The organism is Aquibacillus albus, assembly GCF_016908325.1.
In the GTDB taxonomy this organism is placed as follows: Bacteria; Bacillota; Bacilli; order Bacillales; family Amphibacillaceae; genus Aquibacillus_A; species Aquibacillus_A albus.
Window position 1 is genome coordinate 1 of the sequence record NZ_JAFBDR010000031.1, and the last position, 23,245, is coordinate 23,245.

A 23,245-nucleotide genomic window follows, 5' to 3' on the forward strand; every position below is an offset into this window, starting at 1 on the left:
TTACGCAAGCTTATCTATCCGTACGCCATTGACCAGTCGCCTACGCTTTCTATTTAACATACTGGTTGTTTTGTTCAGTTTTCAAAGATCAAATGATTAGGTCGCTCTTTAACGCGACAACTAATATTACTTCATCCGTTTTCGCGGAAGTCAGTAACTTATTGCTATTTATTTTGTTGCACGGTTTTTCTTTTGTTAGCGACATAAACAATCATATCATTTAACTTCGCAGAAGTCAATGGTATTTTTAAATCTTTTTTGATTTGCTTTGACTTCATCGCCGTCTGCTTTTGGCGCGACCAAATAAATGTTAACATACAAAATACATCCTGGTCAACACCTCTCTTCAAAAAATAATATTCTTTTATCATTAACTTTCGTAATAATGTTTTCGCAGAAGTAAAAATAGGGCCGGTTTTATTCTAACAAAAAGAAAAACCTGGCGTCACGGCCAAGTCTGAATATAAATTCCAAGTTATACTTGAATAACATAATTTAAAACAGTCAAAAAATGCAATGCGCTCCCTACAAGTACGAATAAATGCCAGATTGCATGACTATAAGGTAACGATTTCCACAAGAAGAATACGGTCCCAATTGAATAACTAAGACCTCCATATACAAGAAGTAAAATTCCTTGTGAAGCCATTTCTGATGTAATTGGTTCCCACGCGAAGACAATAAACCAACCAAAGGATATATAAATAAGTGTAGTTAGAACCATGTATCTTTTCAAAAAAATTATTTTAAAAATAATTCCTAAGCACGCAACGGTCCAAACAAAAGTAAGTATCATCCATCCAAATGAACCTTCGATGAGAAATAAGGCAATCGGTGTATAAGTTCCGGCAATAAACAAAAAAATGGAGCTATGATCAAGCATATGAAAAAAATCTCTTGTTTTTCCTTCTGGTAAACTATGCATAATCGTAGACGACATAAACATCATAAACATCGTAATACCATAAACAGTAACAGAAAGAAACTGCCAAAAATTCGCGTTAGTATTCGCTTCTTTTATTAAGACTGCAATGGCTACAATACTCAGTATGGCTCCTATCCCATGCGTGATTGCATTAACAACCTCTTCTTGCTTCGTGCAAGTATGTTTACTCATGGTGATATCTCCTTTGACGTTAAAATCCCATTTAGTTACACCAATTATGATGAACCAAAGCTAAAAAAATATGTTGCTTATTAATGAAAAAGTCAACTCCTCCATCATTCTTGGGCTTGTTTAGAAAGAAGAAAAAGAACGAACCACCTGTCGACAAAAACAAATGGTTCAACTATTACTTCCACGCAGTGTTGAATTACAATAACAATAAATTGGAGGGAAAAGGATTCAAACTTATAAAAGGAACGGGATTTCAGTCCACCGTGTTTACGACTTCACTATCCCTCCTTGCCGGTTACACAATTACTGTATGCACGCTAAATCATTGTTGTGAATACATCGGATTTACCTTTGTTTCATTAGCTATGAAGTAATCCATCGTCCCCAAGAATTTACGCAAGAAAGTAAACACTATTAAATTTTTATCCCTTTAATCCGAAAGTGTAATTCGTCCTTGTATTGTCCAACCGGAACATCTCGTTTATGTTGATTACTATCCATACTTAACATAAGCTCTTCAACAACCTCTCGAATGAGACATGACCAGTTCCCATCATCGTTTCGATAAGACTTTTTAATCATTTTATCTAATACAAATGGAGTTGGCAGGCAAACGAATTTAGTGGAGGTACCTAGCACAAGCACAAGTCCATCTATTTCCCGCGACCTTAATTGTTCAGCGATATCTTTCGTAATTTGAAATCTAAAACCGTCAACGTCTTTATCCACTTTTGATGATAAAATAGCAACGATATATTTACCATCTATGTTAAACGCTGATTCACCAACCTTCTCATAGGCTTCAATCGTACCCTTTTGTTTCAAGTCAGCAAAAATGAGCTTTGCTTCTTCCATAGTCAGTTGCTTCTCATCCGAATTCTTTTCTTCCTTTTTAGCAGAACTTTTCTCTTCTGCTTCTTTATCTTCCTGTTTATTTGCTTGATCAGAAGGTTGTTTTTCTTCTTTCTTATCACGATCTTCATTCATTGATTTATCCTCATCTTCAGTGGATCCATCCTCTTCACTTTCTTCATTTTTATCTAATTCTTTTTGTTCCGATTCTTTGTCTTTTTTATCCTTTTTAGACGAAGAAGTTAACTCAAGCTTTGATTCCTTCCATTCCGCTTTTAATTTATTGTATTTTTCTCTAAGTTTTTTTAAATCTTCCTCTAAGTTTTTAAAGTCAGATAGATTGTTTGCTGGCTCCCAGAATTTTTTGTATATTTGCTTCACCTCATCACTAGAGAGCTCTTTCTTTACAACGATATTCTTAGGCTCTTGATCTTCAGCTTCATATCCAGAATCTAGATATAATTTTTCATCATCGAATAGACAGGCATTGGTTTGAAGAGCTTCAAGAAATCGAATTTCCACCCCAGTTTGCTCTAATTGGGTAATCGCATCAACTTCAGGAACACTATTGATATTTTTAGAACTAGGAATACGCACCACCATTTTCATCGACAAATCCTTACCCTCTGTCATCAATGAGAGGTAATTCACATCTTCCATTTGAAGCTGGGTGGTAAGAATAAGGATGGACGATTGCACATTTTCAAATTCTTTTTCTACATTATTTTCTACTTGGTTGAATAGGATTTCCATGTATATCACCTTCAACATTTATATTTTCCGTTTTCATTCGACGGTCTATTCTTAATTTGCCAACCTGACTTTATTCCATACATCGTATCATTCGAATAATGATTCTAATGTGAATTAAAATAATAAGATAACTAGAAATAGGCATACAAAAACGCATGGATAATAATGCAATCCATGCGTTTTCATACTACATTTCGTTAAGCACTTCTATAAAGCTAACTCTCTTCTATGAAATCAAACATGGAACAGACGTCTACGTTTTCCGATTTCGTTATTGAATGTTCACTGCTTTCCCTTGTGATAAATCGAACCGGTTTCGGTATTCCTGGTATAAGATCAAAATAGTTATCGGTAAAAAATCCTTCCGTTTCTGAAGAAAGTCTAACTTGTTTAGCTAATACATCAGCAGATAGCACGAATGACCTTCCATCACTTTCTTTGACCTCTGATATCTTAATTTCTGGTTTAGTAAGTTTCAGGTGTTTAGAAGGTACAAAATAGTGTTCTTTTATATCGATTACTTCTTTTCCTTTTGTTAAAAATGAAACGATAACAACCTTATCAGGATCAAATCCTTTAAGCCATTCTTTCTTGTTGACGGTCATAACAACCTTTGATGAATTTGCCTCCACTTCTGTAGAGACAGTCTGTTCCAATAAAGTTCGTCCTTCAAAATTTAATAATTTAACCTGCAGCTCTCCATCAAACAACTGCCTTTTATCGGATACAACATACAAATTTAATTCCTTTTCCTTTTCTTCGATCGACAACAAAACATCTTTAAAACTTCTTTTAACATAATAATGTAAAGCTTTCCACCTACCGTAGTAGTCCATACTCGACCATGAAGCGACAGGCCAACAATCATTCATTTGCCAATACAAGGACCCCATACAATAGGGCATATGTCGACGATGTGCTTCTATTGCTGTCTTGATTCCTTCTCCCTGTAATACTTGACTCATATATAAAAAGGAAGGAAAATCCTTTGGAGTCGGACAATATTTGTCCATGTACACTTTAATCAATTGATTCCCTTCATCATGCTTTTGATGATGAAGCATCACTTCTGACTCTAGCTCCAAATCTTCTTTTTTCGCATAAGTTTTTACCGTTTTCAATTCCGGAAAAGATTGGAATCCGTACTCACTCATAAACCGCCCAACATTGGATTGATACGCCTCAAATGGCTCCTTTCCGTGCCAGACTTCCCAGTAGTGTATGTCTCCTTTGCCTGTTTTTAAGCTTGCATGTTGTTCCTCATCTCTCGTCCAATCGCTCATAGGAGATGAAGGCCAATACGGTTCCATCGGTGCGAGTTTTTCCACAGCGTCAGGTAAGATTTGATGAAAAACAGCTTCATACGCTTGCCAAATCTGTTCTCGCTGCTCTTTAGAATAGTGCTGCTTCCAGCCCCAGCCAGCACTTTCAACGTAATTAGACCAAGCTCCATCAATTTCATTGTTCCCACACCACAAGACAACGGAAGGATGGTTTCGTAATCGTTTAATATTTTCTTCGGCTTCTATTTTGACATTTTGTAAAAAGGAAGCATCTCCAGGGTACATGCTGCAAGCAAACATAAAATCCTGCCATACCATGATACCGTATTCATCGCACAGATCATAAAATGTATCATATTCGTAAATACCTCCACCCCAAACACGGAGCATATTCATATTTGACTCGACCGCGCTAAGAATTTCATGATTATACCGATCATAACTTACTTCTGTTACAAAGCTATCATTTGGTATATGATTAGCACCCTTAGCAAAAACAGGTACTCCATTTAATTCCAAGTAAAAAGTTGATCCATAACTGTCATTTTTTCTTACTAATTCTATAGACCTTAAACCGGTTCTGGTAATCCGTTCCCCAACTACAATTCCTTGTTTCACTACGGTAGCGGTAAATTCATAAAAATGTTGGTCACCCAATCCACGACTCCACCATAATTTCGGATTTTCCATTTCGAAATCAACTTCAACTTCATTCTTGCCTGGAACCAATTGCACATTTTTTTCTAGTTGCATACCGTCTGTCGAAATTACCAGCTGCCCTTCCCAAGAATTATCAGATTCCACCTCAAGCTTTGCCGTTAGTTCGGCTAAAGATTGTGTTATATTTTTGTGTTGAATATATAAGTCTGTGATTTGACACTCAGACCAACCTTTGATTTTTACATCCTTCCAAATACCACTTGTGACAAACCTCGGTCCCCAGTCCCATCCGTAATGGTAGGGGGCTTTTCTCGCAAAGACACTAATTTTTTTATCACCTATACCCCCATCCTCTGAATGGTCATTCGTAGCTGGTAATCCAAAACCATGCTCCTCCAACTTACCAATGTCCTCATTTACCGGAGAATGAAAATATACCTTTAACCTATTTTCTTCATGTTTTAACAGGGAATTCACATCTTTCTTCCATACCCGAAACATATTATTCGCTTCAATGATTGGTACATCATTCAAGAAAACCGATGCATACGTATCAAGGCCATCAAACACTAACTCTAAATGGGAATAATCCAACATTTTTTTTGGTAAATCAAATGTTATCTCATACTCCCAATCTTGTTTATCAATCCATTGTAGTTCCAGCTCATTAATCCCATCAAATGGATCATCTATTTTATGATTAGCTAACAAATCCGTATGTACACAACCAGGAACTTTGGCTGGCAACCACTCACGGTCGCCCTTTTGTCTAAATTTCCAATCCCTTGATAATGTCAACAGCTCTGTCTGCTCGCTTGCTCTCCCTAATTGTTCATTCATGTATTCTCCCCCTCGCATTTAACATATACATGCAACATCTTATGTCTAAACCTGGGATGGTCGTTTTGTTAAGTATTTTTAAATGTACGAACGTTTATTTTTCCTATTAAAATAATTGCGAATAATCTAAATCTACCACAATTACGCAATTCTCTATGAAGACTCTTCACCCCCACATTTTTTATTAAGCGCTCAAACAAACTAAAAAACTGCGATTATTTTGTTATTTTTGTTATTTTTTAGTTATTATAAAATAATAATATACTATTACCACAAAATGCAAACGCTTTATATGACCTTTGTTCACAAAAAATAGTTAAATGAAATCGCTTTCCATTCGGTGTATCTACATTCCTATCATAACGATTCTTTTTTATACTTGTAATTGTTCCACCAAAAATTCGGTCAATAGTTTGGAATAGAGGTAGTACCACAGATATTTTTAGTCCAATAACGTCGTAGAGTTAAAACTCATTATTTCTTAACGTGCGAAACATTACATCGAACTCTCTTACTAAAACTCTTTCCATTTACCGTGATCAACCTATTTCCTTTTTCATAATGAATTCGTCCACTAAGCCCTTTATTAAAACAGACTTTAAAAAATAGATAGGCAGTGAATAAATATAGCGCCAATTTTCCAGTTTATATATACCTAACCAAACAGTTAGTGGTTCAAATACAAATGTAAAGATTGCAGCCATAACTATATTTGCGATAATAAACTGCTTCCATTTAGAAAAATACTGATAGACAAGCATATGAGCTACTGCAAGGATACCTTGATCAATTGGAATTAATCTCGGCATTACATTCACCAATTGATAAGGATATGACCAAAGGTGTGTTTCTACCCCAAAATCATCCATAAACATGACTAGTATCATCAACAACGTCCCGAATAACAGGATTTGTCTAATTCTCTTTTTATCAACAAGCCTCCACCATATAATCCAAGGTACAATAAACACGAATAAGAGCAACCACCATTGGAAAGTAAACAAATCATGACCAATCCAATATTCCAATCTCATTTCATAAAGTTGTTGGTGGAAATTACGTATTTCATCATAATTAGGATAGTTTTTTATCATGTTATTTTATCCTTTTAACTTCTATTTTTGAATATCTTCTTAATAATAGCTTATACATCGTCCAGCATTTTTAATCCTAATGGGATTAAAACTTGGTCACCCCCGACACAAGTTTAGCCGGGCGTCGAAGTGGATTTCTTTTGCCCATGCTGAGGATTTGTTTAAATGAAGAGACTCTCTTTTTGATTTGCATTTATAATACGCATTAGACTTTTTAAATGAAAGCATATTACAGCTTTATTATAGAATCTGCTAAACTATAGTAAAACGGTAGAGGAGTAGTCATAATGAAGAAGAAAATTAATGTCGTGGGTGCAGTCTTAACTAACAATAAGAAAGAAATCCTCTGTGCACTTCGCGGACCGCAAATGTCCATGTCTAACTATTGGGAATTTCCAGGTGGAAAAATAGAAGCAAACGAACAGCCTGAAGAAGCTTTAGCCCGTGAGATAAAAGAAGAGCTTCAGTGCGAAATTCAAGTTGGAGAAAAAATTAAGGCCGTTGATTATGACTATGAAAAAGTAAGTGTTCACTTAATCACCTATTGGGCAACAATCGCAAACGGAACACCAATGAAAAGCGAACATGCTGAGCTAAGATGGGTCCCGAAAGCAGCCCTGGAAAAGCTCGAATGGGCACCAGCAGACATTCCAACAGTGAAGAAATTACTAGGAAAAATCTAAAAAGCAATAGTCCAAAAGATAATAGGCTACAGATTCACTGTAGCCTATTATCTAATGTTCAAGACAATCCCTAAATTTGGCTTTTTATTCAAACGATGATTTCCATCTATAAATCGTAATGTACCTGACTTCGCACGCATAACAACTGTCTGGGTTTTCCCTATTTCTCCATCAAAATGAACGCCTTTTAACAATTCTCCATCTGTTACTCCTGTCGCCGCAAAAATAGCATCATCCCCAGACACAAGATTTTCCATCCGTAACACCTTGTTTACATCAATTCCCATTTGAAGACAACGTTGGCGCTCTTCTTGATTCTTCGGTACGAGCTTACCTTGAATTTCACCACCCAAACACTTCAACGCTACAGCTGCGAGTACACCCTCAGGTGCGCCTCCTTCACCTAATAATAAATCAACACCCGTTTGACGAAACGCTGTGTTAATGGCACCTGCAACATCACCGTTATCAAGTAACTTAATTCGTACACCAGCATCTCTCAGCTTTTGAATAATTGGAATGTGTTTTTTCCGATTTAATATCGTGACAACAAGATCCTTTACATCTTTATTTTTCGCACGTGCTACAGCCTGTAAATTATCCATAATAGGTGCATCAATATCAATACATCCAACCGCTTCTGGACCAACCGCAATTTTGTTCATGTACATATCAGGAGCATGAAGCAAGTTCCCTTTATCTGCAATTGCAACAACAGCTAAAGCATTCGAACCGCCTGACGCAACAATAGATGTCCCTTCTAAAGGATCGACAGCAATATCTACATTAGGACCATTTCCAGTTCCTAGCTGTTCACCTATATATAGCATCGGCGCTTCATCCATTTCCCCTTCTCCAATCACAACTGTTCCATTCATTGGTACTGTATCAAAAACATCTCGCATTGCCGTAGTCGCAGCATCATCAGCTTCTTCCTTTTTGCCTCTTCCTATCCAACGAGCAGAGGCTAAAGCAGCAGCCTCAGTTACTCGAACAATTTCCATCGATAAACTTCTCTCCACATTATTTCCCCCTAAAAAATTATTGAAAATTCAGATATTTTCGAGTGCAAATTCTTTCTAGGATGTGCTGTACAAGAAAACTACGATAAATATTCGATAATAATACCTGCTGTTTCTTCTATTGACTTGTCTGAAACATTAATAACTGGACATTTCAACTGTTTCATAATAGCATCCGCACGTTTAATTTCCTCATTAATTTTGTCAATAGATGCATAAGCAGATTTATTCGGTAATCCTAATACTTTGAGTCGCTCTGTTCTTATTTTTAATAAATGATCTGGTTCAATCGTCAGGCCAACAACAAGCTTATTCGTTGCAGAATACAATTCCAATGGTAGCTTTACCTCAGGTACTATTGGAAAATTAGCCACTTTTATACCTTTGTGCGCTAAAAAAATGCTAAGTGGTGTCTTTGAGGTTCGTGATACTCCAATCAACACAACATCTGCAAGTAATAATCCACGAACATCCTTACCATCATCATATTTAACCGCAAATTCAATCGCTTCTATCCGACGAAAATACTCATCATCGAGTTCATGTTGTAACCCTGGTTCTTGTTTAGGTGAATCATTAAATGTATCAATATACGCCTGCATTAACGGTCCCATTACATCAACAGCTCGAACACCCATGTGAATCGCTTCTTCCTTCATCATTTCTCTTAGCTCTGGTTGGACGAGTGTATAAGCTACAATTCCACCAGTCTCCACTGCTTGTCGTAAAACATGGATAATTTCCTGACCTGTTTGAATATGGCCAAACCGTTTAATCCTCGTTTCATTGGTAGAAAATTGACGGATTGTTGCTTTTGCAACTGCCTCTGCTGTTTCCCCTACTGCATCGGAACATGCATAAATTATTGGCTGCTTTTGCATTTCCATTGCTCCCCCTTGTTCCATTTACTGAGAGTTCAAAAAGTCGAGACGGTGCTTGCTTATTATTTGTGAGACTTCTTGAACAACCTTTATACTTCTGTTCCAATCTCAAGTAGAAGCTTTGTTAGATTCGTTTTTGTAATTCTTCCAACAACTAATGGCTTTTGATCATCATTCTGACTCGATTGAACTACTGGTAATCCATCTACTTCATAATGAAGGATTCTTCTTGCTGCCTCAATCACTAAATCATCTGGGCTAACTGTTACAACATTGGGGTGACGAGACATAACCATATTAACAGGGATTGTCGATACATTTGGATTTCCCAAAGTAACCTTGAGCAAATCCTTCCTTGACACAATGCCTTCCATATATCCATCTTCATCCACAACAATTAGTGATCCAACATTTTCAAGAAATAAAGTTACTACAGCATCGTGGACGGTTGTCGTTTTTTGCACAACGACAGGTAATCCTTGGATGTCTTTCACGGTGTATTGACTCAAACGGTGGGCAAAGCCAGTATTCTTTTTAGCTGATTCTCCTAAAAAATATCCGACCTTTGGTTTCGCATCCAGATAGCCCGTCATCACTAACACAGCTAAATCAGAACGTATCGTTGCTTTGCTAACACCTAACAATTCTGCAATTTGTTCGGCTGTAATTGGCTCATGTTTTTTTAGAATCTCAACAATTTCTAGTTGTCGATTTGTAAATTCAATCATGACTTCCCCCTGTCTACTTCGCCCTTTTGTGGTCATTATAGGCTTTAGCATATTACAAAACAAGGAAGACAAGGTATAAGCTTCCACTAAATTTGATAAGAATTAATATAGCCTGCTTCCCTTTTTAAATCCCCTCACTTTTTTATTTTGTTATATAGTGTATCACATTTAACAATTAATGTGCACTAATTAATGCGAATATTATGATTTATTTAAAGAATGGGTAGAACTTGATATCCATTTCATTACTAGTCTTAAAAACTGTGTTAAAGTTCGGTGTCGATCTTTTGACTCATCGTGTGAAATCAAGTATTTATTACATGAAGAGCGGAAAAACAAACCAACGATGAGATTCGCCGCTTTTCATTTAGTTACTTTTCGAACATCCTCTAATCGTTTTTAAACGATGCTCAAAACGATAGTTTTAGAGCAAATAGCGGAATGAGAATCCGCCAAATCAATAAGATGGATTCTCATTCCGCTAATCGGAACTCCTTCTTCTTTAATAAAGGAATTTCTTTAATTATTTTTACCATATTATACATTCAATTGTTCCTTATCCTTATTTTGCTTACGAACCTGAATAATCGTTACAACGAAAGATATAACAGCTAAAATTAAAAACAACAAGGAAATAGGTCTCGTGAAAAATACACTAATTTCAGAATTCATTTGAAATGCTCTTGTCATTTCAGCCTCTAGCGTTGGTCCTAAGATTAATCCAAGAATAACAGGACTTAACGGTACATTGATTTTATATAGTAAAAATCCAACGATACCGAAGAAGAAAACAATCCAAATATCAAACAATCTATTATTTAATGCAAAAGCACCTACTGTACTAAGAAACAGAATCGAAGGAACTAAAAATGTTTTTGGAATTAAGGTGATTCTTGTTAATAGAGGCAGGAGTAGTGTTTGTAAAACTAATACAGCAATACCACTAATAAAGATAGCAACATAAATAGAATTTACTAAAATGGGTTGTGTATTAAACAAGCCAGGGCCTGGAGTTATCCCATGCAGGATTAATGCACCGATCATGACTGCCTGTGCTACATCTCCTGGAATACCAAGTGTAATTGTAGGAATAAATGCACCACCGGCAACGGCATTGTTACTACTTTCAGAAGCTACAATCCCCCCAGGATGCCCCTCTCCATATTTATTCTTTTCTTTACTAAACTTTTTGGCTTGATCGTAACTAATAAAGTTAGCTGATTCAGCTCCAGCGGCAGGAAGACACCCAACAAAACAACCAATCACAGACGATCGAATCACATTCCATTTTTCCTTGTATACATCTTTAATCACTTGGAAATAAGGAATTTTTACTTTTTGTTTCAATATGGAAATGTCTTGACCATCCTTTGTCATGTTTTGTTTGATTTCCTCAATATTAATAAAAAGAGTTGATAAGGCAAACAATCCGATTAATACAGGAATTGGAGAAAACCCTGAAGCTAATTGATCGATTCCGAAATCAAAGCGAACTTGACCGGAGGGTGAAATACCAATTGTCCCAATCAATAACCCTAGACTACCAGCTAATAACCCCTTAGAGAGTGAAGCTCCACTTAATCCAGCAACAAGTGTTAATGCAAAAACAATTAATGAAAAGATCTCCCATGGACCAAATAATAGACTAACCTTAGCAACTAAAGGTCCTAATAAAAACAAGATAATTGCCCCTATAAAGGTCCCAAAAACAGAGGATAAAATACCGATACCAAGCGCTCTTGCTGACTCACCTTTTTTTGTCATTGGATATCCATCAAAGGTTGTAACGACGGAAGATGGTGTACCAGGAATTCCAAGAAGTGTACCTGAAATTAGACCACCAGATAACCCTCCAATATAAATACCAATCATCAAAGCAAGGCCTTGAACCGGCTCCATCCCAAAAGTAAATGGAAAAGCAAGAATAATAGCCATTGTAAATGTAAATCCAGGAATACATCCGGCAATAATACCAAAAAATACACCTGTAAAAATAAACAAGAGCATTAACGGCTGTAATGCCCCTTGGAAAGCTTGAAGAATCACTGAGATATCCATTCGTTCACCTCCATTATGGTAAGTAAATATTTAATAATTGCTGAAAGACAAATTGAATTCCAATTGGTAAAACGATTGCTACGGTCAAATTTGTTATCAATGCTTTTCGTTTAATTGGTCGAAGCAAGCTAAACGTGATAAACAAAAATAGGATGGAGCTCCATAAAAAGCCGATGATAGAAATTAAGCCTATATAAACAAAAAAGATTCCAATTACCGCTAGCACTTGATAATGTTCTTTCACATAGTGTTTTATCAATAGGCCTAATTTTTCCTTATCTACTTGTTTAAAACTTTTGATAACAATAAAGACTGATAGAATCGCAATAAATACTAAAATAACCCTAGGAAAAAAAGAAGGGGCGAAAGTTTGCACCCCTGATTTTTCTGAGAACTTCATAGATTCAATAAAGAATAAACTACAAATTGCTAAAACAATTATTGAAAAAACACGATTTGCCATGGAAAGAAACCTCCAGTTTAAAATTCCATTTTAGGAGCTAGCTCACTCATTTTGGAATCTAATTCTTCCAAATGTGTCTTGTAATCTTCTGTATCCATATAGTGCGGAAAGCTTCCTAATTCTTCAATTTTTTCTTGTAACTCTGGATTTTCTAATGCTTTTTCAAAAGCATCACTAATAATTTCTTTCACTTCTTCTGGTGTTCCTTTTGGTGCTAATATGCCCCGATCAACTGTTACTGCAAAATCAGTTCCTTGTTCGATAATCGTTGGAACATCTGGTAGAAATGGATTTCTTTCTTCGTCAACCATCCCTAAAGGAACCAATGTACCTTCATCAAAGTAACCTTTACCGGAAGCATAGTCCCCTGTCATACCGTCAACTTGATTCGCTAAAATAGCAGCATATTGAGGACCTGTACCATCGTAACTAACATAATTTAGAGATCTTGGATCAACGCCTGCAGCATCTAGCAACGCAGCAATTGTATAATGATCTTCTGATCCAACCGTGTATGCCCATGTTACTTTATTTCCTTCCTCAACATATTCAATTAAATCATTAATATTTTCGATACCATTTTCTTCACTAAACGCTTTACTTACTGATGGAATATGTGGTGTTGAAGTAATTAAATTGACCGGGTCAAATGCAGAAAAACCATAATCAACTACTCCTGTATGTTCAGCGGTTGCTACTACTTGGTGAGTTCCTAATATTGTGTAACCATCAGGATCTGCATCCTTTACCGATCTTGATCCAACTGTTGCAGTCGCACCAGCCATATTCGTTGGAACAATGGTTTGTCCTAATTCTTCCTCTGCATACTGTGCAACAAGTCTGAATAATACGTCTGTACCGCCTCCAGGTGGGTATGGAATAACTAGTTTAATTGATTTTTCTGGAAAACTTGTTGTCTCACCATTGTCACCTGTTTCTGCAGTTGCATTATTAGATGAACCACACGCTGCAAGTGCAGCTAACATGACAAGCATTAACAAACCTAACATTGCTTTTTTCATAATGAAAGAACCCCTTTTCATAGATGTATTTTTTGAAACGAAATAGCGAATAAACATTTTATTTCCTTTATTACGTTTTTTTATTTTTTTAATTAACATAAATAGATAAAAAGTTTATTTACCATTCGTTTTGTAACCTTGCTTCTTATTAAAACATGTCAGAAAATCTCCGTCACGATTAATGTAAGGAAATCTAACATACTTTTTTTGCAAAGTGTAAAAAATTATGATTATTATGAAGATTTAATCAAACGCTTCGTACTGTATTTTTTTCAAAAAAAAAAAAATCACCCAAAATGGATGATTTTTACCTTGTAAAAAATTAAGGAGAATCCCTTACCGATATTCATCATAATTAAAAATCTCAAATCCAGCTTTTTCAATGGTTTGGCGACTTTACTTTCTATTTCCGAAATACTTCATCCTTTGGAGCTAGCCAGAAAGCTAAAATAATCGATCCAATCAGGACAATAAATGGTGCGTAAAAGTGTAAAAAAACATGCATATATTTTCCTCCTTTTTACACATAATTATCGGTTTCCTTGTACATAGTCCTTGTTAAACAAAAACAGCTTGAGCAATAGAAACAACGATGGTAGTAATAGCCCTAGGCCCGCGATAAAAGCAACGATTAAGGCAACAGCCATTTCCTCGCTTGTAAAGCTATCATAAATCGTCAAATACGGATACAACAAATATGGATAATGCGAAATACCATAGGCAAAAAAGGCGACTAAAAATTGCCCGGTTAGCAATGTAAACGCAATGCCATAATTTTTTCGCTTCCAAATCAAGTAAACAGAACCAAGAAATAAGACAAAAGATATGCCGAACAAGAACCATAAGTCAACTAAGCGATTAAAATGAACTGGGTTATGGGTACGTAACTCGACAATGATTCCTGTTGCCGTGATGATTGCCGGAAAGGCCCAAACGAGTGCATACTTTCGCAATAACTCTGTTGCTTGATGGTCTTTCGCCTTATTTGCATACCAGGTTAAAAACGCTGCCGAAATATAGAGTACAGATGTCAAGCTAAGAACGACGATACTCCATGTTAATGGACTTGTAAACAATGCCCAATAATCTAATGCTAACCCAGCTTCATCCTCCGTAATAAACCCACCTTCCGAGATCGTTAGGACAATCGATAACGAAGCAGGAATAAACAAACCCGAAAAACCATATAAATAGGTCCATCCCTTATGTCTTAACTCACCATATGTTGTAAAGGCATAATAGGATCCTCGAATAGCCAGAAGCACAATTGCAATACTAGCCGGCACTAATAAAGACGTACCGTAGTAAAAGGCTGTTCTTGGAAAAAATCCAACAACCCCTACAAAGAAAAATACTAAGAAGACATTTGTTACCTCCCATACAGGCGACAAATACCTTTGGATAATACCGCTAATAATATGATGCTTGTTTATCAACAAACTATATGCATTGAAAAATCCTGCACCAAAATCAATCGAAGCTACGATGACATAGCCAAATAAAAACAACCATAATACAGATATCCCAATAACCTCATATGTCATAAATAATCACCTACCTTCTCCATGTCGATCAGCCAACTCCTGTTCGACCGGATTTTTTCGGAACATACGAGTCAGCACAATCACACTACCAACCCCTAATACAAGGTATAGTCCTGTAAACAATAGTAGCATCGAGTCAACATGGTTACTTGTCGTTGCTGCATCAGCTGTTCTCATCATTCCCCGTAACACCCACGGCTGACGTCCAACTTCTGTTAGCCACCAACCAGCTTCAATTGCAAGCATCGCAAGTGGTCCAGTCGTAAACACAATCCATAGGAACCAATTTGCGTTAACAAAACGACGTCTCAGCCACGTACCTACCACATAGACTAATGAAACCATCGCCACTACCATCCCGATCGTAACCATTAAATCAAACAAATAATGAATATACAGTGGCGGGATAACATCTTCAGAAAATTGATCTAACCCAATCACCTCTGCATAGGGATCACCATGCGCCAAGATACTTAAAGCATAAGGAATTTCAAGCGCATATTTCACTTCATGATTATCCTTTAATACCCCAAATAAAATGAGTGGAGCCCCTTCTTCGGTTTCAAAATGCCACTCATAGGCTGCTAATTTCTCTGGTTGGTATTCCGCTAAATATTTTCCTGAAAAATCACCTATTACCGCTGAAGCAATCGAAAAGATTAATCCGATTTTCATCGTCAAAAATAACGCCTTTTTATGGTAAACATGGTTTGACCCTTTCAAGAGACGAAAGGCACCAACTGATGCCAGAATAAAAGCCGAAGTCATGTAGGCGGTAGATAACACATGCGCAACCTTTGTTGGCATAGCTGGATTAAACATAGCCACTAACGGTTTTACATTGACTAGTACTCCATTTTCCAAATCAAAGCCCTGTGGTGTATTCATGAATGCATTGACCATTGTTATAAATACTGCAGAAAATGAGGCTCCAATCGCAACTGGAATGAGTAGCAGCATATGTTTTCTCTGATCTTTAAAACGATCCCACGTATATAAATAAATACCTAAAAAGATCGCTTCAAAGAAAAAAGCAAATGTTTCCATAAATAATGGCAAGGCAATCACGTTACCAGCTAGTTGCATAAAATTCGGCCATAGAAGTGACAGCTGTAAACCAATAGCTGTTCCTGTTACAACACCTACTGCAACGGTGATAACGAACCCCCTCGTCCAGCGTCTTGCTAATAATATGTAGTGTTCATCCTGTTTTTTTATTCCAACCCACTGTGCAATAAAAATCATCAATGGAATTCCCACGCCAATCGTTGCATAGATAATATGAAACGATAACGTCAATTCTGTTAGTAAACGACTAAAAAAGACAGCTTCTTCATTTCCCATTTGATAAAACTCCTTTTCACCCTGAAAAGATGCGTCCGAATAAAGATAAACCCATGATAAATGCGACAATAAAGGTTATCCAAATCAACATTTTCTCATGTTTTTTATACAATAGGTAACCTCCTTTACATTAGATAAGCCCCAAATCCGTTACGTCTTATAACAAATGTCGAAGTTTTTATACTTTCAACAAAAGTATAAAAATGACAGGCACCTTTTTATAAAATTATTCTTCTCTACGTTTCTTATTCCCTATCCGCTACATTTAGAAACAGAAAGAACCATAATTGATTACAGTATAATCATACCCGTTATCGATAAAAGAATATCAGGACTATTGAAAATCTGTTGTATTTTTGTGACATACATGTGACGAACAACATTTGAATTGGTGTTCGTCAGCTTTGAATAAATTAGAAAAAAAGGCATACCTCTCGCCCAGCTAAAATGAGCACTATGATCAAATCATAATTTACTCATGACGTCAATCGTCTTACAGTTGAGATTCTTACTAAATGTATCTTTTTTTACGTTATGAAATAGGGTTGTCCAAAAATTCGGGACAACCCTTGCAGATGTTTTTCTTGCCTCTCCAGTGATTTATCCTTTAGAAACATTTATAGCAGCCTTCTGATCTGTGATACTCCTACTCCTTAACATAGGTTCAGCTACATGTACTTTAAAAAATTGTACGATAGGTCCAGTGAAAAAAGCCGTAATCACAGTGCCAATACCAACAGTAGCTCCAAACGAAAACCCAATTACTACGCACGTAACATCTGTCATGATTCTTGCCCATGCAAACGGAACTTTATCATTCGTTACCTTCGCAATAATTAATGCCATCGCGTCATACGGCGCCACCCCTAAGTCTGCAGTAATGTATAGAGCAACTGCAATACCAGCAATTAATACCGCAATTAACATAATAGAAATCCTCATAGAATAAGTTAACGTACCATCAATCATGTTTCCATATAAATAGACAAAAAAATCGGCGATAAATCCAATACAAACCATATTGACTACCGTACCTGAACCAATATGTGACCTGCCAAACAACCAGACAAATCCCAACAGGAAGATGTTTATAATTAATTGATAAATACCAAATTGCATATTAATAAAACCGCTGATTCCTAGATTCATAGTCGTATATGGATCGGTTCCAAAACTACTCAAACGAAATAGAGATACGGCAACCCCTATAAAAAAATTCCCTACGACCATCATTAGCATTCTTTTTACCATCATGTTGTTTTCCTCACTTTCTTTTCCGACACGAAATGTTAGCATGCACTACTAATGTAGAGACATGGTATAATAGAGAAATGCAAATTGGTATTTTCCCCCATTAAAATTCCTATGTAATAACAATGTTGCGTAACTGACAGTTTTTCCTAATAATAGCTATGGATCATGTCATCTACTCCATACCTACAATAAGGCTGCAAAGTCTATTATATATGTTTTTTCGTTCATCGTTACAAGAAAGCCAATTTTTTAGAAAAAATTATATAATCAAATGAATCATTTAGAAAAACCGAAAACGCATGTAAAAATATTCTTTGTTTATACGCTCGTAATGAAAGTTAAATTCTTAAAGTGCAAAAACACGGAGGAACAGCTATGTATCATGCAGACACACCCAAAAAGAAACTAACATTATTTCTCGCTATTCTATGGCCAATCATGGTAACTCAAATCGGTTTATTCGCCATGAACCTCGTTGACACGATGATGTCAGGTCGGGTTGGTACAAATGACTTGGCAGGAGTAGCGATTGGCGCAAATTTATGGATGCCGATTTTTACTGGGATTAATGGTGTTTTATTAGCCGTCACACCGATTGTGGCGCAGCTAGTTGGCAGTGAGCAGCGGGATAAAATCCCCCATGCCATTACCCAATCGATTTATTTATCCATAATACTAGCAATTCTAATTATACTCGGTGGAGCTTTTTTACTTGATCCAATTTTAACCTTGATGGAGTTAGATCCAGCTGTACATCATGTAGCCTTTCACTATTTAGTAGGATTGTCGATTGGAATTATTCCATTGTTTTTATCGAATGTTCTTCGTAACTTTTTTGACGGACAAGGCTATACACGAATAACAATGTTTATTACGATTTCAGCTGTGCCTTTTAATGTCGTATTAAATTATGGCTTTATTTTTGGCCATTTTGGATTACCTGCCCTCGGTGGAATAGGTGCCGGGTATGCCACAGCCATCACATTCTGGATTATTCTGTTTATTAGCATCTGGATGACTTTTCGTTTAGAGGTGGTTAAACGTTATCGTATTTTCGTTCAATGGATGAAGCCATCCTGGAAGACGTGGAAAGAACAGCTGTCTATTGGTATTCCAATCGGACTTTCTATCTTCTTTGAGGCTAGTATTTTTTCCATTGTATCTTTATTAATTGGGATCATGTTTACAACAGTCACAATTGCTGCCAACCAAATTGTGCTAAGCTTTACTTCCCTTATTTTTATGATTCCACTTAGTATTTCTATGGCTTTGACGATTGTCGTTGGCTACTCGGTTGGCGGGAAAAGATTAGAAGCTGCCAAACAATATAGTTATATTGGTGTATTAGGGGCGATTGTCTTTTTAGCTGTAGGTGCAGTTTTTCTCTATTTTTTCCGAGAATCCATTGCCTATCTCTATACACAAGACCGGGAAGTCGTATTATTAGCTAGTCAATTTTTTATAATCGCTATCTTTTATCAGTTATCGGATGCGGCACAAGCCAGTTTACAAGGGGTGCTTCGAGGTTATAAAGATGTAAAGCTCCCTTTTATTATTGCTTTCATCTCATACTGGATTGTTGGTATGCCTTCTGGTTATTCGTTAGCTGCATTTACCGAGCTTGGACCCTTTGGATTTTGGATCGGTATAACTCTAGGTCTAACCTGTGCAGCGATTGGTTTTCTGATTCGCCTTCGTATCGTGTATAGCCGAATGACTGTGAAAGAAACAGAGAATTCGGATGTGTGATGGTAAAAAAAATTAATGTTTCGTAGACAAAATTATTTTTTTCGCCAAATAATGCTTTAAAAATGTCTTTTTAAGTCGAAAGTGTGGTCATCCTCTCCCATTTTTTTGTAAGATAGTGTTGTATTTCCAAAATATAATATGGAAGGGAGAGGAATTATGAGGAAAAATTTTGTATCCGGACTCATTTCTTTGATACTAGCATTGTCAGTAGTCCCAACAAATAGTGTAGCAGTATCACCGTTTCCGGATGTCACACAATATGCCGAACACATTACATATTTAACGGAAAAAGGAATTATTAAAGGCAAACCAGATGGAACATTTGCACCAACAGAAGATGTAGCAAGACTTCAAGCCGTCCAAATGATTATAAATGACTTGGGGATTGAATCATTGGACGCACCAGACCCAGGATATGACGATGTAGATCCTGATACATATGGCTATGATTACATTGCTAAAGCAGCTGAGCTTAAACTAATTAAACCACGCGGCGAGAACAACTTCGCAGCATTCAAACCGATGACTCGTGGAGAAATAGCTTATGCGATTGATCAGGCGTATGACCTATCTGGTGAACCAGATGTCACCTTTTCAGATGTGTCTGATGACTATTTTGCAAAGGAAGCCATTTATGACTTAGCAGCAAACAACATCACAAAAGGTTATCCAGATAATACCTTTAAACCGAATCAGACACTGTCTAGACAGCACTTTTCCGTTTTTTTAGCGAAAACAATTAACCCAGCTGGTTTTATAGAGGTAGATTCAGAAAAAGTAGCCGCTACAGTTAACCGGGTTGTTGATGGCGATACAATCGAAGTGGATCTAAACGGGGAAATAGAAACCGTTCGGTTATTACTAGTAGATACACCGGAAACCGTTCATCCAACGTTACCTGAACAACCATACGGCCCAAAAGCTTCCGAGTATGCAAAATCCACCCTACCTGAGGGAAAAGAAGTAAGAATCGAATATGACGGCCCTGAAACAGATAATTACGATCGCCTGCTTGGATACGTCTGGGTAGATGGAGAAATGTTTAATAAACTCTTACTAGAAAAAGGACTAGCAAGGTACGCTTATGTTCTTGAGCCACCATATACGTATCAAGATGAATTAGAAGCCGCTGAAGAAAAAGCAAAAAATGAAGAAATTGGCATTTGGAGCCTGGACGATTATGTTACAGAAGAAGGCTTTAATGATGACGTTGAGGACCCGAATGAGGATACGAATCAACAGGTATCAGATTTAGAATACGATGGTCCTTATGATCCCAACGGTCAGGATCGAAACTGTAGCGATTTTGATACACACCAAGAAGCTCAAGCATTCTTTGAGGCTGCAGGTGGACCGGAACTAGATCCACATGAATTAGATGGTGATGGTGATGGAACTGTTTGTGAAAGCTTACCGACACAGACGGATTTGGTAAAAATTTATTCTAACTAAATAAGTACTTAGAAGTACCGGGCAGGATAGTCCGGTACTTCTTTCAAATTCAACAATAATCTCCCTCTACTGGTACCACTTGTTTAAACAAAGTACCAAATCCCATTTAAGGATTTCCGATGTTGATAGTTTGTCCAATCTAACGGGTCTCGAGGTTAAGAATGATTAAAACAATTAGGCTGCAGCTTATAGCTGCAGCCTAATTGTAAGTATCACTGCTTGATAAATTTATATACAACTTAGTAAAAAGAGGTTCATCCCACCATCTCCATGAAATTTTTTAATAACTTGGTATTATCAACCTCCGGAGTGGGTAACCCTTCAATTATCTCCTTAATTTCTACTCCTAAATCCTCCTCTAATAAACTTTTGTATTTACCTATTAAATGATTAAAAGCTGACAATTGAATTTCTGGATGAAACTGAACACCATAACAACCAACGTCGGGAATTTCAAAAGCCTGTACAAAATCTCGATCGCCCTTTTGATGGGAAGATATAATATTTACATTATCTGTTTTAATCTGATTATAATGAAAGGAAAAAGCATGAAGCGTTGAGTCAAACCCTTTAAAAAGAGAATGATCAGGTTGCTCTAGATTAATCTCACTTATCCCCATCTGAGGAGGCTTCAAGAAAGTAACGCTTCCTTCCTTATTGCTTTCTGCAATCAGCTGGGCACCAAAGCATATACCTAAAATTTTCGTTTTATCCCTTTTCTTTCGGTTTTCATTCATTTTTGTTTTCATAAAATTCTTTGCTTTTACAATCCAGTCAATATCAGCAGTTACTTCAGTCATTCCTCCTGATATAATGATAGGTTTTTCTGGAAGTTCATGGAGATGATCAACATTTTCGGCTAAAGAAATCAGTGCTGTATTATATCCAAATTTTTGCAAATTGTTCATTATATGATGCCCATAGCCATGATTACTATCGTCCACTGCTCCATCTGCTTCTAATACAATAACGTCCACATCCGAATACATCGTTTTCCTCCTCTTTGGTGCTTTTATTTTAGTTCGTTTTTATTCTCTAAACGCAATGAATAGGATACAAACAACAGAAAGCATCGATCCGATTACAAAAGAAAGCAAATTAAATTCTGGAGCGAAATTAAATACTGGATTTGAAAACTCAATAAAAGCTTTAATCACTTCCACAATACTAATAATAGTGATTACAGACAATATGGTATTTAATGACCCATCCCGTTGTTCTTTCTTTCTTACATAAAGAAAGTCCAAAAATTCTTCAATTACTGTTAATTTGTTTCTTACCTTTTGAATCAGGTCTTGCTGCAGCCATCTTTTATGTAATTGATCTAATAATCTCCTTTTTTCTGTATCGAACGTAATATTAATCCCATCAAAACTATCTAATATCGTTTCCATACATTTCGTAAAATTTCTTACTTTAATGATGTTTTTTGTGAGTATTTTAATTTTACTTTTCTTCTTATTTGTATCCGCATAAAAAGAAATACGAGCCAAATCTATTAATTTAGAAATGTTGTCTAGGCAATGCCAGTTCGTTTGCGCAATTTGTACAAGTCTTATGTAATTGTACACATCAAACTCCGGCTGAGATTTATTTCCCTGATTCATTGATAGAATTAATGAGTGCCCCCAACCAAAGTAAATGTATCTATTTGGATAAACGGCAAAATTCTTAACATCTGTACTCGCGATTGGCGTTAAAAGGCTTTTAAAGGGTTCACCTGGATTTTCTAATTCAAAAAGCGAGGCATCATCAACGTGGTATATTCGATGCGTCCAAGGTAAAAAAGCCTTCGCTTTTTCCACCTGTTTAATATCTGGAATAAAACTAAAGGTAAAGTGAGGAACATTCACTTTTTTTATTGCATCTACATAAAGCATGGTAAGCTCATAACATATATCCTCTAAGTATTCTTTGTATAGATTATTTAAACTCTCAGATATCTTGTCTAACATATTTACCGACAACCCTGATTCACTAGTAAGGGACAAATCTAAACTACAAGATCCTACTCCTGATTCATTAAAATATATCTGAATGTTTATCGGTTTTACTATCGTTGAATAAACATGCTCTATCTCGTTCAACTCCAGCAAAGTATAAAAATCTTCAAAGTCAGTTATTTTTGCTGAAATAAAAGAATTCTCAGAACCCGGTAAACTAAAAACACCCTTTGACGCCTTCAATGGATCCGATTTTTCTATCATCCATTGCACTTTTGATTGCAAGAATTTCGGGGTAATACTCGTTAAATATTCAATGAGTTGATCTCTGAGATTCTCATATTTATTAGAAAATATTTCATCACTATCCAAAAAAACAAACGTATCAAACGGAGCAAAAATATATTCATTAATATTATGACACTTTAATTCTGTTGCTATATTATGTTGGTTATCCTCATACGTTTTTTGTTCAATCACTAAATTTCCCCCTACCAAAATCA

Annotated in this window: 20 protein-coding genes and 1 tRNA gene; 3 read left to right on the forward strand and 18 right to left on the reverse strand. The window is 36.3% G+C overall.

Going from position 1 to position 23,245, the window contains the following annotated elements:
- Positions 1–164: 164 nt before the first annotated feature.
- From JOC48_RS19010 to JOC48_RS19035, 6 genes are all read right to left on the reverse strand, one after another.
- Entirely contained in the window at positions 165–317 is a 153-nt protein-coding gene (locus JOC48_RS19010; protein ID WP_204501990.1) for a hypothetical protein, read from the reverse strand.
- Between the two features lie 158 nt (positions 318–475).
- On the reverse strand, positions 476–1,117 hold the full coding sequence (trhA, locus tag JOC48_RS19015) for a PAQR family membrane homeostasis protein TrhA (RefSeq protein WP_204501991.1): 642 nt from the start codon (positions 1,115–1,117) through the stop codon (positions 476–478).
- Between the two features lie 213 nt (positions 1,118–1,330).
- A tRNA-Phe gene (locus tag JOC48_RS19020) sits at positions 1,331–1,405 on the reverse strand.
- A gap of 126 nt (positions 1,406–1,531) precedes the next feature.
- Positions 1,532–2,722 (reverse strand): hypothetical protein, encoded by a 1,191-nt coding sequence (locus JOC48_RS19025; RefSeq protein ID WP_204501992.1) that lies wholly within the window; start codon positions 2,720–2,722, stop codon positions 1,532–1,534.
- Between the two features lie 215 nt (positions 2,723–2,937).
- The gene (locus tag JOC48_RS19030; protein WP_204501993.1) at positions 2,938–5,505 is read right to left on the reverse strand and encodes a beta-mannosidase; all 2,568 of its coding nucleotides are present in this window, start codon (positions 5,503–5,505) and stop codon (positions 2,938–2,940) included.
- A 539-nt stretch (positions 5,506–6,044) separates the two neighbouring features.
- Positions 6,045–6,599, reverse strand: a complete 555-nt coding sequence (locus JOC48_RS19035; RefSeq protein WP_204501994.1) for a CBO0543 family protein — start codon at positions 6,597–6,599, stop codon at positions 6,045–6,047.
- A gap of 287 nt (positions 6,600–6,886) precedes the next feature.
- Between JOC48_RS19035 and JOC48_RS19040 the strand changes: the two genes are divergently transcribed.
- Positions 6,887–7,282 (forward strand): (deoxy)nucleoside triphosphate pyrophosphohydrolase, encoded by a 396-nt coding sequence (locus JOC48_RS19040; protein ID WP_204501995.1) that lies wholly within the window; start codon positions 6,887–6,889, stop codon positions 7,280–7,282.
- Between the two features lie 47 nt (positions 7,283–7,329).
- On the opposite strand, the gene glpX is transcribed toward JOC48_RS19040, so the two are convergent.
- The 10 genes from glpX to JOC48_RS19085 all read right to left on the reverse strand — a co-directional run bounded on the left by glpX (position 7,330) and on the right by JOC48_RS19085 (position 17,598).
- Positions 7,330–8,304 (reverse strand): class II fructose-bisphosphatase, encoded by a 975-nt coding sequence (glpX, locus tag JOC48_RS19045; RefSeq protein WP_204501996.1) that lies wholly within the window; start codon positions 8,302–8,304, stop codon positions 7,330–7,332.
- 80 nt (positions 8,305–8,384) lie between these two features.
- Positions 8,385–9,191 carry a pyruvate, water dikinase regulatory protein gene (locus tag JOC48_RS19050; protein ID WP_204502029.1) on the reverse strand — a complete coding sequence of 269 codons (807 nt, stop codon included), beginning with the start codon at positions 9,189–9,191 and terminating at the stop codon, positions 8,385–8,387.
- 83 nt (positions 9,192–9,274) lie between these two features.
- On the reverse strand, positions 9,275–9,913 hold the full coding sequence (ccpN, locus tag JOC48_RS19055) for a transcriptional regulator CcpN (protein ID WP_204501997.1): 639 nt from the start codon (positions 9,911–9,913) through the stop codon (positions 9,275–9,277).
- A gap of 537 nt (positions 9,914–10,450) precedes the next feature.
- Complete coding sequence (locus JOC48_RS19060) at positions 10,451–11,971, reverse strand: tripartite tricarboxylate transporter permease (RefSeq protein ID WP_204501998.1); 1,521 nt, start codon at positions 11,969–11,971, stop codon at positions 10,451–10,453.
- Between the two features lie 13 nt (positions 11,972–11,984).
- A complete protein-coding gene (locus JOC48_RS19065) occupies positions 11,985–12,434 on the reverse strand; it encodes a tripartite tricarboxylate transporter TctB family protein (protein ID WP_204501999.1) in 450 nt (149 codons plus the stop codon).
- 17 nt (positions 12,435–12,451) lie between these two features.
- On the reverse strand, positions 12,452–13,456 hold the full coding sequence (locus JOC48_RS19070) for a tripartite tricarboxylate transporter substrate binding protein (protein WP_204502000.1): 1,005 nt from the start codon (positions 13,454–13,456) through the stop codon (positions 12,452–12,454).
- Positions 13,457–13,859: 403 nt separating this feature from the next.
- Complete coding sequence (gene cydS / locus JOC48_RS21810) at positions 13,860–13,961, reverse strand: cytochrome bd oxidase small subunit CydS family protein (RefSeq protein WP_420829233.1); 102 nt, start codon at positions 13,959–13,961, stop codon at positions 13,860–13,862.
- Positions 13,962–13,986: 25 nt separating this feature from the next.
- On the reverse strand, positions 13,987–15,000 hold the full coding sequence (locus JOC48_RS19075) for a cytochrome d ubiquinol oxidase subunit II (RefSeq protein WP_204502001.1): 1,014 nt from the start codon (positions 14,998–15,000) through the stop codon (positions 13,987–13,989).
- Between the two features lie 6 nt (positions 15,001–15,006).
- Positions 15,007–16,344: a cytochrome ubiquinol oxidase subunit I gene (locus JOC48_RS19080; protein WP_204502002.1), complete on the reverse strand. Its 1,338-nt coding sequence runs from the start codon at positions 16,342–16,344 to the stop codon at positions 15,007–15,009.
- Positions 16,345–16,944: 600 nt separating this feature from the next.
- Positions 16,945–17,598, reverse strand: a complete 654-nt coding sequence (locus JOC48_RS19085; RefSeq protein WP_204502003.1) for a YczE/YyaS/YitT family protein — start codon at positions 17,596–17,598, stop codon at positions 16,945–16,947.
- Positions 17,599–17,973: 375 nt separating this feature from the next.
- Between JOC48_RS19085 and JOC48_RS19090 the strand changes: the two genes are divergently transcribed.
- Both JOC48_RS19090 and JOC48_RS19095 read left to right on the forward strand, forming a co-directional pair.
- Positions 17,974–19,347, forward strand: a complete 1,374-nt coding sequence (locus JOC48_RS19090; protein ID WP_204502030.1) for an MATE family efflux transporter — start codon at positions 17,974–17,976, stop codon at positions 19,345–19,347.
- Between the two features lie 156 nt (positions 19,348–19,503).
- Positions 19,504–20,799 (forward strand): S-layer homology domain-containing protein, encoded by a 1,296-nt coding sequence (locus tag JOC48_RS19095; protein WP_204502004.1) that lies wholly within the window; start codon positions 19,504–19,506, stop codon positions 20,797–20,799.
- A gap of 254 nt (positions 20,800–21,053) precedes the next feature.
- On the opposite strand, the gene JOC48_RS19100 is transcribed toward JOC48_RS19095, so the two are convergent.
- Both JOC48_RS19100 and JOC48_RS19105 read right to left on the reverse strand, forming a co-directional pair.
- Positions 21,054–21,788 (reverse strand): type 1 glutamine amidotransferase, encoded by a 735-nt coding sequence (locus JOC48_RS19100; protein ID WP_204502005.1) that lies wholly within the window; start codon positions 21,786–21,788, stop codon positions 21,054–21,056.
- 39 nt (positions 21,789–21,827) lie between these two features.
- Positions 21,828–23,222, reverse strand: coding sequence for a hypothetical protein (locus JOC48_RS19105; protein WP_204502006.1), 1,395 nt, complete (start codon positions 23,220–23,222; stop codon positions 21,828–21,830).
- Between the last annotated feature and the right edge of the window lie 23 nt (positions 23,223–23,245).